Annotated in this window: 11 protein-coding genes; 5 read left to right on the forward strand and 6 right to left on the reverse strand. The window is 71.8% G+C overall.

The features are described from left to right. Position 1 precedes the first annotated feature (1 nt). Positions 2-766 carry a hypothetical protein gene (locus tag AB0C75_RS31365; RefSeq protein ID WP_362895180.1) on the reverse strand — a complete coding sequence of 255 codons (765 nt, stop codon included), beginning with the start codon at positions 764-766 and terminating at the stop codon, positions 2-4. Positions 767-980: 214 nt separating this feature from the next. Between AB0C75_RS31365 and AB0C75_RS31370 the strand changes: the two genes are divergently transcribed. Further along, the gene (locus tag AB0C75_RS31370) at positions 981-1,529 is read left to right on the forward strand and encodes a hypothetical protein (protein ID WP_362895182.1); all 549 of its coding nucleotides are present in this window, start codon (positions 981-983) and stop codon (positions 1,527-1,529) included. Positions 1,530-1,674: 145 nt separating this feature from the next. Here AB0C75_RS31370 and AB0C75_RS31375 read toward each other — a convergent pair whose 3' ends face one another. From AB0C75_RS31375 to AB0C75_RS31390, 4 genes are all read right to left on the reverse strand, one after another. After that, positions 1,675-1,830, reverse strand: coding sequence for a hypothetical protein (locus AB0C75_RS31375; protein ID WP_362895184.1), 156 nt, complete (start codon positions 1,828-1,830; stop codon positions 1,675-1,677). 202 nt (positions 1,831-2,032) lie between these two features. Continuing rightward, positions 2,033-4,990 (reverse strand): BTAD domain-containing putative transcriptional regulator, encoded by a 2,958-nt coding sequence (locus AB0C75_RS31380; protein WP_362895186.1) that lies wholly within the window; start codon positions 4,988-4,990, stop codon positions 2,033-2,035. Positions 4,991-5,166: 176 nt separating this feature from the next. Then, positions 5,167-5,991 carry a MerR family transcriptional regulator gene (locus tag AB0C75_RS31385; RefSeq protein WP_362895188.1) on the reverse strand — a complete coding sequence of 275 codons (825 nt, stop codon included), beginning with the start codon at positions 5,989-5,991 and terminating at the stop codon, positions 5,167-5,169. 271 nt (positions 5,992-6,262) lie between these two features. Further along, on the reverse strand, positions 6,263-6,466 hold the full coding sequence (locus AB0C75_RS31390; protein WP_003967102.1) for a cold-shock protein: 204 nt from the start codon (positions 6,464-6,466) through the stop codon (positions 6,263-6,265). A 285-nt stretch (positions 6,467-6,751) separates the two neighbouring features. Between AB0C75_RS31390 and AB0C75_RS31395 the strand changes: the two genes are divergently transcribed. The 4 genes from AB0C75_RS31395 to AB0C75_RS31410 all read left to right on the forward strand — a co-directional run bounded on the left by AB0C75_RS31395 (position 6,752) and on the right by AB0C75_RS31410 (position 11,663). Beyond that, complete coding sequence (locus tag AB0C75_RS31395) at positions 6,752-7,630, forward strand: menaquinone biosynthesis protein (RefSeq protein WP_362895189.1); 879 nt, start codon at positions 6,752-6,754, stop codon at positions 7,628-7,630. A 444-nt stretch (positions 7,631-8,074) separates the two neighbouring features. Then, positions 8,075-9,736 (forward strand): serine/threonine-protein kinase, encoded by a 1,662-nt coding sequence (locus tag AB0C75_RS31400; protein WP_362895191.1) that lies wholly within the window; start codon positions 8,075-8,077, stop codon positions 9,734-9,736. Positions 9,737-9,808: 72 nt separating this feature from the next. Then, positions 9,809-11,008 (forward strand): cyclic dehypoxanthinyl futalosine synthase, encoded by a 1,200-nt coding sequence (mqnC, locus tag AB0C75_RS31405; protein WP_362895193.1) that lies wholly within the window; start codon positions 9,809-9,811, stop codon positions 11,006-11,008. 7 nt (positions 11,009-11,015) lie between these two features. Then, positions 11,016-11,663 (forward strand): hypothetical protein, encoded by a 648-nt coding sequence (locus tag AB0C75_RS31410; protein WP_362895195.1) that lies wholly within the window; start codon positions 11,016-11,018, stop codon positions 11,661-11,663. A 22-nt stretch (positions 11,664-11,685) separates the two neighbouring features. Here AB0C75_RS31410 and AB0C75_RS31415 read toward each other — a convergent pair whose 3' ends face one another. Next, positions 11,686-12,516 (reverse strand): DUF3152 domain-containing protein, encoded by an 831-nt coding sequence (locus tag AB0C75_RS31415; protein ID WP_362895197.1) that lies wholly within the window; start codon positions 12,514-12,516, stop codon positions 11,686-11,688. Positions 12,517-12,850 lie beyond the last annotated feature (334 nt).

Consider the following 12,850-nt stretch of genomic DNA (forward strand, 5'->3'; position numbering starts at 1 on the left):
CTCAGGGGTGCGGCGGGTGGTACCGGTCCTGGCCCTGTGTCCCGTCCTGCGCCCCGTCCGGCTCTTCCGGGTAGGCGTTCGGGTCCTGCGCGACGGGGTACTGGGCGGTGTCTGCTGTGTCCGCGGTGCCGGCGGTGCCGGCGGTGCCGGCGGTGCCCTCGGTACCGGGGGCGCCCTCGGCGTCGCGGGGCGCCCGGTGCCTGCCGGGCCCGGTGTACGGATCGGCCTCGGGCTCCGGCCCCGGGGATGTCTGCGAGGCGGGCCCGGGCTCCTGGGTCGGCGGCCAGGTGTCGGGACGGTCGTCCGGCGGCACGGGATAGGGCTCGGCGGCAGGCCGCTGCCTCTGCCGTGTGCCCCGGCGCCCTGACATCAGCAGCGCCCCCAGCAGGAGCAGGACACCGCCCGCCAGCGCCTGTGCCACGCCCCACCGCAGCCCGGCTCCGCCCCCGCCGACCGTCAGGCTTCCGGCCTCCTGGCCCTGCCGCACCATCCACAGCACGGTGAAACCGAGGACGACCAGTCCGGCGACGGCGACCACCCAGCGGGAGCGGAGCACGACGCCCACGAGGGTGACCAGGGCGGCGAACAGCATCGGCAGCAGGACCGAGCCCAGGACGGACGACGAGGCCCCGGTGATGCCGGCGAAGAGGTCCTGGATGCGGTAGTCCCGCCCGAGGCGGTCGTCGTACCAGCTGTGGAAGGGGCTCTGCACGGCCGCCGCCGCTCCCAGGAGGGCGACGACGGAACCGAGGACATTGCGGATCATCAACAGCCTCCCGGGCCTTGGCGCACACAGGTGCGCACCGCTTCCCCGCATCGACGCTACGCCCGGCCCCCGTTCCCTGCCATCGGAGACCATGACGAGACTGTGACAGGGTCATGACCTGACCTTGGGTGATCGACCGGAATGCTGTGCGTGACAGTGCCGCGCGACCGTGCGACGGCCAAGGAATCCGACTCAAAGCAGGGGGACTGCATCGATGGTGCGGCGACAGATGAGGTTCGCGGCGGTACTGGTCGTGGTGGTGCTCGCACTCACCGGATTCTCCACGTCCAGCCACGGCGGCAAGAGCGGGAGCGGTAAGAGCCGCAGTGGCAAGAGCAGCAGCTCGGGAGGTGGCTGCTCCAACTCCAAGAAGAGCAACGGCAGCTACCACCACTACGACGACGATGACGACTACGACAGCTCGTCGAGCACGTCCGGCGGGTCGACGTACGAGTCCGCCACCCCGGCGGCGAGCGCGTCCGACGCGCCGGCCGTGCGTGTCATCCGCTGCGCCCAGCCCAAGAAGGGCAAGCGCAGGGCGACGACGTCCTCGTCGGTGGAGATCCGTTCGACCTCGGCGGTCGCGCAGACGTACGAGGTGGACGTGACGTTCGTCGACGCCAAGGGTCTGACCGTCGACACGGGGGACGCGGATGTCGAGGTCGATGCCGGCGGGACGAAGGTCCTCACGGTCGCCATGGACAGCCCCCGCCTGGTCTCCCGGGTGAAGGGCTGCCGGGTCACGGCGGATGTGAGCTACTGACTCCGGCCGGTGCGGTGCCCGTGGAGCACGAGCAGGGCCCGAGCCGGTCGGCTCGGGCCCTGTCTCTGTTCCGGTGCGCGGACGTGCAGCGGCCGCGACGGCTCCCCCTCCGCGCCGCCGCGGCCGCTCCCCGTGCGGGTTTGGACTAGTTGGCCGGCTCGCTCGTGGCGTGCTGGTCCTGCGTCGTCACGTCTCCGCCCGTCGCGTGCTGGTCCTGCGTCGTGACAGGGGTCTCCGGCTCACCGGTGGCGTGCTGGTCCGCGGGCTTGAGGATGGGGTCCTGCTTGCTGGCGTCGGCCATGATGGTCAACTCCCTTTCTGAACTGCACGATGGGGTTTGGGAGACCCGCCCGGCTGTTCCCCCGTGGACTGCCGGACGGGCCTCTCGGGGCCGTTCACCCTATTGGCACGGCCGCTGTCGCCCCCGTCTGCCCCCCGACGCGACGGATCGACAGGCATGAGCATGCCGGGGGGCGATAAACGAACGATGAACGCCCCGTCTTTCAGGCGGCTGCCGCAGGTGACAGCAAGGAGCGGACCGCTTCTGCTTCCGGGGAGGCGAGCTCCTCGTAGATGCCGAGTGCCTCCGACCAGCAGACCTGGGCGCGGCCCGTCTGCCCGATTCCGGCAAGAGCCCGGCCCAGGACGGTCAGCACATTTCCCCGGCGCCACTCGCCGCCGATGCCGCGGAGGACCGTGAGTGCCAGCTCGGCGAACTGGGCGGCCTGGGCGGGACGGCCCGAGGCGAGGTCGACTTCGGCGAGCCGGAACAACGCCATGCCCTCCCACAGCCGCTGCCGGCTGTCGCGGAAGATGGCAAGGGCCTCGTTGAGCTGGTCCGCCGCCGCTGCCGGCTTCCCGCTCTGGGTGAGCGCCAGGCCCAGAGCGTAGCGCCCGTTGGCGCCGCGCAGCGCGTGGCCGAGGGAGTCGTAGATCTCTATGCCCGCCGTCGCCAGGGTGATGGCGCTGTCCGTCCGCCCGGTGGCGAGATGGATGCGCGACAGGTTGCACAGGGCGCTGGCTTCGCCGGGACGGTTCTCGTCGCTCCGGAACGCCTCGATCGCCTGGTTCAGGAATGTCTCGCCGTCCGCGTGACGGTTCTGGTACAGCGCGATGATGCCCCGGGCGTTGGATGCCCAGCAGGCGGGCAGCCGGTCGTCGACGGTGCGGGCGAGCCGCAAGGCCTCCTGGGCTTCACGGTCCGCGTGGTCGAACCGGCCGGCCAACTGGTGCACATTGGCCAGGGACATGACGGCACGACCCTCCGCCCCGGGGTTCCCGCCCGCCCGGGCAGCCTCTCTGACGGCCACCGCCACTGCCTCGTACTGTTTCGAGTTGGCACCCGACTCGCCGAGATCGAGGGCCGCGTAGAGAAGGTCGACCGCACGGGCCAGTGTGGGGGGCCGCACCGACTGACGTACGCAAGCCAGCAGGTTGGTCGCCTCGGTGTACAGCCAGTCCAGCGCCGAATGGCGGTCCCCGAACGACAGCCCCGCGTGCTCCGTCGGTTCGAGGTGGTCCACCAGCCGGTCCCCCGGCCGCTCCAGCGCGTACACCCCCGCCGCCGTCGCCAGATAGAAGTCCAGCAGTCGCGACAGCGCCAGCTCCCTCTCCACCGGGGGCTGTTCGTCACGTTCCGCGCATGCACGCGCGTAGAGGCGCACCAGGTCGTGGTAGCGGTAGCGGCCCGGGGCCGCCGACTCCAGGAGGCTGGTGTCGACCAGGGTCTCCAGGAGGTCCTCCGCCGTGTGGAGGTCCAGATTCAGGACGGCTGCCGCCGCCGCGAGCGAGAGGTCCGGGCCGTCCGCCAGGCCCAGGAGGCGGAAGGCGCGGGCCTGGGCCGGCTCCAGCTGGCCGTAGCCGAGCTCGAAGGTGGCCTTCACCGCGAGGTCGCCGGCCTGGAGTTCGTCGAGACGGCGGCGTTCGTCGGCGAGCTTCTCGGCCAGCACCGAGACCGTCCAGGTGCGGCGGGCGGCCAGCCGGGAGGCGGCGATGCGGATGGCAAGTGGCAGGAAGCCGCACGCGGCGACCACGTCCAGGGCGGCCTGGCGCTCCGAGCGGACGCGTTCGTCGCCGACGATGCGGGTGAAGAGCTGGAGTGCCTCCTCGGGGGACATCACGTCCAGGTCCACGAGGTGCGCGCCGGCCAGGTCGACCATGCGGACACGGCTGGTGACCAGTGCGGCGCAGCCCTCGGTGCCGGGGAGCAGCGGCCGGACCTGGGCCGCGTCGTGGGCGTTGTCGAGCAGGACCAGGATGCGGCGGCCGTCCAGTGTGGAGCGGTAGAGCGCGGCCCGCTCGTCCAGGGTGTCAGGGATGGCGGAGTCGGCGGTGCCCAGCGCGCGCAGGAACGCGCCGAGTACGGTCTCGGGTTCGGCGGCCCGCGCGCCCGCGCCCTGGAGATCGACGTACAGCTGGCCGTCCGGGAAGTGCGGGCGTGCCTGGTGGGCGACGTGCACGGCGAGGGTCGTCTTGCCGACGCCGCCGATGCCGGCCAGCGCGGAGACGGCCATGACGGAGCCCTCGGCGGAGCCGAGCCGCTCACCCAGCTCGCGTACGAAGGCGGCGCGGCCCGTGAAGTCCGGGACGGTGGCCGGGAGCTGGGCCGGCCGGACCGGCGCGGGGGCGGGCGGCCGTTCGTCGGCCGGGCGGGCCAGCTCCTCGTCGGCCTGAAGGATCCGCTGCTGGAGCTGGGCAAGCTCAGGGCGCGGGTCGACGCCGAGCTCCTCCGCGAGCAGCCGGCGGGTGTCTGCGTACACGGCGAGCGCCTCGGCCTGCCGGCCGCTGCGGTACAGGGCGACCATCAGCAGCTCGCGCAGCCGCTCGCGCAGGGGGTGCGCGGCGGTGAGCGCGGTCAGTTCGGAGACCGTCTCCGCGTGGGAGCCGACCTCCAGATCCAGGTCGAGACGGGTCTCGGTGAGCTGGAGGCGCCACTCCTCCAGGCTTGCGCGCCGGTTCTCCGCGTACGGGCCGGGAAGGGAGGCGAGCGCCTCGCCGTCCCAGAGGCCGAGCAGCTTGTTGATCAGGGCGCGGGCCTGGGCGCGGTCGCCGCCGCCTCGGGCCGTCTCGGCCTCAGCCGCCAGGTCCTGGGCGTGCGTCAGGTCGAGGGTCTCGCGCGGGACCCGGACGGCGTAGCCCCCGGACTCGCTGACCAGGGTGTCCTGGCCGAGGATCTTGCGGAGCCGTGACGCGTACGTCCGTACGGTGGCCAGGGCCTGCGACGGAGGGTCTTCGCCCCAGAGGGCGTCGATGAGCTCGGATGCGGTGGCCGTGCGGCCGTCGCGCAGGAGCAGGGCGGCCAGCAGGGCCCGTTGCTGCGGGGACCCGGACGGCAGGAGCTCGCTGCCGCGCCACGCGCGTACCGGGCCGAGCACGGTGAAGCGCAGTTCGGTGCCGGCCGCTCGTTCCCGTGCGGCGCGCTGCTCCGGAACGCGCATGCCGGGTCCGTTGTCGCGGTCCATGATGCCCCCTGTCCTGCCTGCCCGCCGGTCCTGCTGATCCGCTCTGCTCGAAGCAGTTGGTATCGCGGTCAACAGTCTGCCTTGTTATGGGCGGGCTCGTCAGTATCGGGTGGTGCTCTGTACAGGCCCTCGACATGAGCCGGGGGCCGAGGGCCTGTACGGAGCGTGACGTCAGGTCAGCCGACGAGGGGCAGCTGGAGCTCGGTCACCCACTTCTCACGGTCGGCGGGGCACTCCAGGGAGACCTCCCTGGCGTAGCCGGCGGGGCGTCGTCCGTGGTCGTCGAGCCAGCGGGCGAGGATCTGCTCGGTCACCAGGACATGGTCCATGGAGCCCCGGTGGACGATGGTGGCCGCTCGGGAGGCGGGCAGTTCGACGACGGTGAGACCGGTGTCGCCGAGGGGGCCGGCGGGGGCTTCGACGGTGACCCCGGCGTGAACGGTGACCGCGCCGTCGCCGGCCGGGTCGTCCTCGTACCGCGCGACGCCGGGCCCCGAGGGGCTGACGCCCGCGGCGGCCAGCAGCGGGAACAGCCGCTCGTACAGCGGGCCGATGACCGGGGTGATGTCCTGCGGCTGGTAGCTCCCGGCCGTCGCGGTCAGCTCGGCGATCCGTACCGCGGGGACCGTCTTGACGATTACGTCGTTCTCGGGCATGTGTCCCTCACTCTCGATGGACCGGAGCCTCGCCTCGACCTGGGCCAGCCTCGCCGCCGCCGCGGCCATCGCGGCCTCGAGCTCGGCGTGGCGCAGCCGCAGCATCCCGCGCAGCTCGTCCGCGTCCACCTGCTCGTCGAGGACGGCCCGCACCTGCTGGAGCGTGAAGCCGAGGTCCTTGAGCGCGATGACGCGGTTGAGGCGCGCCAACTGCGCGGCGCCGTAGTAGCGGTAGCCGGTGTCCGGGTCGGTGCGGTCCGGGCGCAGGAGGCCGATGGCGTCGTAGTGGCGCAGCATCCGGGCCGACACCCGTCCGTGGCGGGCGAAGTCTCCGATGGTGAACATGACGACTCCCAGTGCAGGCCCTCACGCGGTGTGAAGGTCAAGCGGTCGTTCAGATCCTGCGTTTCGGGTCGAGCAGTTGTTCGCGCAGCGCGGTGAGCTGGTGCGAGGGCGAAGCCCGTCTCGGAGGCGAAGCAGGCCGGCCTCTGAAACACCACGGGGCCGCAGGAAAAGCCTGGACGGGAAAAGGCAGGAGCCCCGTTCCTCCGCCGAAGCGGGGGAGCGGGGCTCCTTGGGTACTGCTCACTCGGCCGCGATCGGCCGACCCGGGCAACTAGGCCGGGGTGACGTTCTCAGCCTGCGGACCCTTGGGTCCCTGAGTGACGTCGAAGTTCACGACCTGGTTCTCCTCGAGGGAGCGGAACCCGGACGCGTTGATCGCGGAGTAGTGGACGAAGACATCCGGGCCGCCGCCGTCCTGGGCGATGAAGCCGAAGCCCTTTTCAGCGTTGAACCACTTGACGGTTCCGGTAGCCATAAGCCCTCCTTGGGCCAAAGGGTTGCCCTGCTCCAGAACCTGCAAACAAGTCTGAAAACTACAAAAGCCTGCGGGTTACATGCTCCGCAGGCTCTGTACTGCAAGGGAAACCAAACTGCAACTTGCGGCGAGCCTAGCACGCACTCTGTGGAGAGCGGTAGAGGGAAAGATCACTTCACTCGGATGTTTGATTGAGCCGTCGGAGAGCTGACGGACAAGGCCCCCGCGGAGGACTCCGGGCGACCCGATGATGCCGGTCGGCGGAGAGAGGTCTAGCCTCGCGATGTGGACAATTCAACCGTCTCTCCCGCAGAAGGCGACGACCGTCGCAGCAGGCCGCGCGTCGGCCACATCCAGTTCCTGAACTGCCTCCCCCTCTACTGGGGTCTGGCACGGACCGGGACCCTGCTCGACCTGGAGCTCTCGAAGGACACCCCGGAAAGACTCAGCGAGCAGCTGGTCAGGGGGGACCTCGACATCGGCCCCGTCACGCTGGTCGAGTTCCTCCGCAACGCCGATGACCTGGTCGCTCTCCCCGACATCGCCGTCGGCTGCGACGGCCCCGTCATGTCGTGCGTGATCGTGTCCCAGCTCCCCCTGGAGCAGCTGGACGGGGCCCGGGTGGCCCTCGGCTCGACCTCGCGCACCTCCGTACGACTGGCCCAGCTGCTGCTGGCCGAGCGGTACGGCGTCGCCCCCGACTACTACACCTGCCCGCCGGACCTCGGCCTGATGATGCAGGACGCCGACGCGGCCGTCCTCATCGGTGACGCCGCGCTGCGCGCCAACCTCCACGACGCCCCCAGGCTGGGCCTGAAGGTCCATGACCTGGGACAGATGTGGAAGGACTGGACGGGGCTGCCGTTCGTCTTCGCCGTCTGGGCGGCCCGCAAGGACTACCTGGCCTCGCACCCCGAGTACGTCGAGAAGGTGCACGAGGCGTTCCTGGCCTCCCGTGACCTCTCCCTTGAAGAGGTCACCAAGGTCGCGGAGCAGGCGGCACGCTGGGAGTCCTTCGACGCCGAGGTGCTGGAGCGCTACTTCACCACCCTGGACTTCCGCTTCGGCCCGGACCAGCTGGCGGGCGTGCGCGAGTTCGCCCGGCGGACCGGCCCGACGTCCGGCTTCCCGGCGGACGTGAAGGTCGAACTCCTCGGCGGCTGACACCGTCGGCGTACGGGAATGGCGCGGCGGACGAGATGAATCCCGCCCGCCTTCCCGTACCTTCCCGCGCCTTCCTTCCCCGGCCGCCCTTTACCCCCTGATGCGTGACTCCGGCATTCCGTTCCCTTGAATGGGGGTGAATGTCCGGAGTTCCGTCGTGGGGCGTCTCTTCATGGACGCACGGGCGAATAGGGGATGGCTCGGGGAACCCCTTCCGGTATCCCTCCGGTGAACCCGGACGGAGAACCCCGACGGAGAACCCTGATGTACCGGGACGACGCACCCTGATCGGTGCGGACGAACGACGTATTCACGCCTTTCGGTGTGGCGAAATCCCTGCTTCGTGCCCATAGGGGCGAAATCGGCGCAAGGGGTCTCCGTGACCGTGCGACGCGGTCCGCCTAGGCTGCCGTCCGAGTCCCGGGGATCACAGGGGGAGACCGTATGCAGCCGCTGGAAGCCGGCGAACCGCGCACCATCGGCGCCTACCGGCTGCTCGGCAGGCTCGGCGCCGGCGGTATGGGCCGCGTCTATCTGGGCCGCAGCGCCGGCGGCCGTACCGTCGCGGTCAAGGTGGTGCACCCGCACTTCGCCCTGGACGAGCAGTTCCGTGCGCGTTTCCGCCGTGAGGTGGAGGCCGCTCGGCGCCTGGGCGCGCGGTGGACGGCCCCGGTCCTGGACGCCGACCCCGACGCGGCCGTGCCGTGGGTGGCGACCGGTTACGTGGCAGGTCCGCCGCTCTCCGACGCGGTCACCCGGCACGGCCCGCTGCCCGAGTACGCCGTACGGACCCTGGGGGCCGGGCTCGGCGAGGCACTCGACGCCGTACACGCGCACGGCCTGATCCACCGGGACGTGAAGCCGTCCAACGTCCTGCTGGCGCTGGAGGGCCCCCGGCTGATCGACTTCGGCATCGCCCGTGCCCTCGGCGCCACCGTCTCCCTCACCTCCACCGGGGTGTCCGTCGGCTCGCCCGGCTACATGGCGCCGGAGCAGATACGCGGTGAGGACATCTCAGGCGCGGCCGACGTCTTCTCGCTCGGTGGGGTCCTCGCCTACGCGGCGACCGGCGCTGCGCCCTTCCTCGGCGACTCATCGGCCGTGCTGCTCTACAAGGTGGTGCACGAGGAACCCGAACTCGGCGACCTGGAGGGCGAACTGCGGGAGCTGGTGGCCGCCTGCCTGGCCAAGGACCCCGCCGGCCGGCCGGCCCCCGCCGAGCTCGCCCGCAGGCTCGCGCCCGGCGGCGCCGCGGCCCTGGTCGCGCCGGGCTGGCTGCCGGGCCCGCTGGTGCGGGAGCTCAGCAGCTCGGCGGTGGCCCTGCTGGACCTGGAGCCGCAGGACGCCCCCGTGCAGTCGGGGCCCGTGCCGTTCAGCAGCGCTTCCCTGGGCAACGCGGCGCCCGGCACCTTCGGACCGCCGCTGCCCCCGATGCCGCCAGGACCGCCCGCCGCCGCGGACACCCCGGGGGACCGGGGCTCCGGCGCCCGTGTCGCCGTCTCCCTGGACACCGGCCCGCAGCCCGGTGCGCGCCGGGGGAGACGGATCAGCTGCACCGTCGCGCTGGCCGTCGCCGGGGCGCTCGCCGTGGTGACCGTGGGCGTGGCGACGCTGGGCGACTTCTTCAGGAGCGACGGCGACCGCCCCGGCGACGCGGCGAAGCCCCCGGCGGCCGACGGCTCGGGGACCCCGACGGGCTCCGCTTCGGAAGCACCCGCTGCCTCAGCCCCGGTGAGCGCGCTGCCCGAGGAGTTCGCCGGCACCTGGAAGGGGTCCGCCACCGAACGCAGCGGGCTGCCGCACGGCACGGTCACCGCCGTGTTCACCGAGGGGGCGAAGGGCGACGACGTGGTCCGGCTGACCCACAGGCTCGACGTGCTGGGCACGAGCGTCGTCTGCAAGAGCATCGGCAAGCTCACCTCAGGCACGGCGAAGGAGGTGAAGATCCGGGAGCGCACCGACCCGGACGACACCGACAACTCCCTGTGCACCGGCGGCGACGCCGACCTCGTCTTCACGCTCACATCGGCCGGCGCACTGCGCTACCAGTCCCACGAGGAGGCGGCGGGCAACCCGAAGGGCACGCTCAGCCGGTCCGGCGACTGACCCCGGCTGGGGCTGGCGTACGCTGGATCGGTCCGTAGAACCGTTGAAAAACCGCCGAAAGGTGACAGCCCGGTGACCGAGAAGGCCGACCTTCAGCCCATCCTCGACCGCGCAGCCGAAGGCGGCCGGATCACTCCGGAAGAGGCCGTCGACCTGTACCGGTCGGCACCGCTGCACGCGCTCGGTTCCGCGGCGGACGCCGTGCGCCGCCGCCGCTACGCCGGTACGGAGCACATCGCGACGTACATCATCGAACGCAACATCAACTACACCAACGTCTGCGTCACGGCCTGCAAGTTCTGCGCGTTCTACGCGCCGCCCAAGGACACCGCCAAGGGCTGGTCCCGCGACCTCGACGACATCCTGCGGCGCTGCGCGGAGACCGTCGAGCTGGGCGGCACCCAGATCATGTTCCAGGGCGGACACCACCCGGACTACGGCGTCGAGTACTACGAGGAGCACTTCTCCGCGATCAAGAAGGCGTTCCCGCAGCTGGTCATCCACTCGCTCGGCGCCTCCGAGATCGAGCACATGGCCCGTATCTCGGGCGTCTCCGCGAAGGAGGCCGTCCAGCGGATCCACGCCGCCGGGCTCGACTCCTTCGCCGGCGCGGGTGCCGAACTCCTGCCCGCCCGGCCGCGCACGGCGATCGCCCCGCTGAAGGAGTCGGGCGAGCGCTGGCTGGAGATCATGGAGATCGCGCACGGCCTCGGCGTCGAGTCCACCTCCACCATGCTGATGGGTACCGGCGAGACCAACGCCGAGCGCATCGAGCACCTGCGGATGATCCGCGACGTCCAGGACCGTACGGGTGGCTTCCGCGCCTTCATCCCGTACACCTACCAGCCGGAGAACAACAAGCTGAAGGGGCAGACGCAGGCCACGCTCTTCGAGTACCTGCGGATGATCGCCATCGCCCGGCTCTTCCTCGACAACGTCGCCCACATCCAGGGCTCCTGGCTGACCACGGGCAAGGAGGTCGGCCAGCTGTCCCTGCACTACGGCGCGGACGACCTCGGCTCGATCATGCTGGAGGAGAACGTCGTCTCCTCGGCCGGCGCCAAGCACCGCTCGAACCGGCTGGAGATCATCGACCTGATCCGCAAGGCGGGCCGCGTCCCCGCCCAGCGCGCCACGACCTACGAGCACCTGGTCGTCCACGACGACCCGGCGAACGACCCGGTCGACGAGCGCGTCGTCTCGCACATCTCCTCCACGGCGATCAGCGGCGGCACGGCGCACCCGGAGCTGAAGCTCCTGGACGCCAACTGAGCCGCTCGTGCTGACCGTTCACGCCGCGCCGCTGGTCCTGGCGGTCGGCGCGGCGGCCGTCGGGGGCGGCGCGGTCGCGGTGGAAGGCGACCGGATCGTGGCCATCGGTCCGTACGACGCCGTGACGGCAGCGCATCCGGCGGCCCGGGTCCGGCGCTGGCCGGGCGTCCTCACACCCGGCCTGCGTCAGTGGGACGGCGTCGCCCTGCTGACCCGCCGCTACCACCCCGACCCGCGCGAGGCGGACGAGCTCGGCGAACAGCCGCTGACCGGGGCCGATTTCGAGGCGCTGGCCGGCCGGATGGACGAGCCCCGCAGGGCAGGCAGCGTACGCCGGGGATTGCAGCGCATGCTGCGCCACGGGACCACCCATGTGGCGGGCCCGTTCGAGGACCAGGCCGTGCGCACCGCCGTGGCCCGCTCGGGCCTCACGGCCGTCGCCGGGGCTCCCGGCGGACCGCCCGCGGAGCCGGACCTCGATCCGTTCGTCCGCGGCCACGGCCTGCCGGGCTCCGTGCACGCCCCGCTCGCCGTCGGCGGACGCGCCGACCTCGCGGTCTTCGACGTACCCGACGAGGCGGCGCTGGTCGCGGCGGGCGCCGGGACCTGCGTCGCCACGGTGCTGGGCGGACGGCTGGTCCACCGGCGGCGGTGAGACTCCTGAGCGGGTCAGTGGTCTACGGCACGGACGGGCCGCCCAGATAGTGGCCGTTCCGGTCGTAGGGCCAGGCGTTGGACTTGCAGCCTTGGAGGCCCTTGATCTGCTGCATCATCGCGGGGGCCGGCTTCCCGGGGCCGGGGCAGGTCTCATGACCGTGCCCGAGCCAGTGGCCCACCTCGTGATTGATGATCAGCGCGCGGTACTCGGTCGCGGGACCGTCGAAGGTCGGTGAACCCAGCTGCCACCGGTCCAGGTTGACCATGACGTTCTTCCCGCCGCGGCAGTTCACCTCGCCCCCGGTGTCCAGCCCGTACTGACCGCAGAGCTTGTCGGTGGTCTGCGCCGTCCCTATCTTGATCACCAGGCCGGCCGAATCGTCGTCGACCAGGGTGAAGGTGCGGGTCCCGCCCTTGCCCCAGCCCCGTGGGTCGGCGAGTATCTCCGCCACGTCCTCGGCGGCGCTGTCCGGATCCACGCCGATGCCGTCCTCCACGTCGACGCGGTAGCGGCTGCCGCCGCCACCGGACGAGACGCCCTTGCGCGCCACGGTGAAGGTGCCGGGACCCGACTTCGGCACGGAGGCCGGATCGACGGACTCATCGGCTTCCGGTGAGGCGGAGGGGGACTTCGATGCCTTGGGGCTCTTCGACGCCTTCGGCGAGGCGGACGCCTTCGGAGTGGGCGTGGCCGGGGCCGAGGCGGTCCGGGACGTCTCCCGGCCGGCCGCGGCGGCGTCCTCGTCGTGCCACGGAGCGTCGAGGTAGAGGAACGCGGCGGCGGCGGTCACCGCGACCACCGCTCCCGCGAAGCCCACCCGCCGTCGCCGTATCCGTCTCCGCCGGGCCAAGCGCTTGCGCGACTGCGCGCGCGAGGGACCCCCGCCCGAAGGGGGACCCCCGGCCGCCCGGTGTGAACCGGCGGCGCCGCGTATTCGATCTCTGCCGTCTCTGTGCATTTCCGACGATCATCCGTGGTTTCGATGTGGCCGTCCAGGGCGGGTCGTTCACCCGTCCTGCACGCTGCCTGTACACAACCCCCGTTCCCCTCAAGGGGAGAGACGTGGATCGGGCCGGTGCTGTTCCCGGATCAGACGACGAGGATGTCCCCGCCCGCTCCGCCGGGCCGCGGCGCGCCCCGGCCGCACGCCGCCGCCGGAGGCCGGGGGCCGGGCTGCTTGAATG

This window comes from Streptomyces sp. NPDC048565 (assembly GCF_040650935.1).
Lineage (GTDB): Bacteria > Actinomycetota > Actinomycetes > Streptomycetales > Streptomycetaceae > Streptomyces.

Excerpts from the sequence above, each read along its gene's own strand:
- AB0C75_RS31365 (WP_362895180.1), bottom strand. The coding sequence starts at position 766 with ATGATCCGCAATGTCCTCGGTTCCGTCGTCGCCCTCCTGGGAGCGGCG.
- AB0C75_RS31370 (WP_362895182.1), top strand. The coding sequence starts at position 981 with ATGGTGCGGCGACAGATGAGGTTCGCGGCGGTACTGGTCGTGGTGGTG.
- AB0C75_RS31375 (WP_362895184.1), bottom strand. The coding sequence starts at position 1,830 with ATGGCCGACGCCAGCAAGCAGGACCCCATCCTCAAGCCCGCGGACCAG.
- AB0C75_RS31380 (WP_362895186.1), bottom strand. The coding sequence starts at position 4,990 with ATGGACCGCGACAACGGACCCGGCATGCGCGTTCCGGAGCAGCGCGCC.
- AB0C75_RS31385 (WP_362895188.1), bottom strand. The coding sequence starts at position 5,991 with ATGTTCACCATCGGAGACTTCGCCCGCCACGGACGGGTGTCGGCCCGG.
- AB0C75_RS31390 (WP_003967102.1), bottom strand. The coding sequence starts at position 6,466 with ATGGCTACCGGAACCGTCAAGTGGTTCAACGCTGAAAAGGGCTTCGGC.
- AB0C75_RS31400 (WP_362895191.1), top strand. The coding sequence starts at position 8,075 with ATGCAGCCGCTGGAAGCCGGCGAACCGCGCACCATCGGCGCCTACCGG.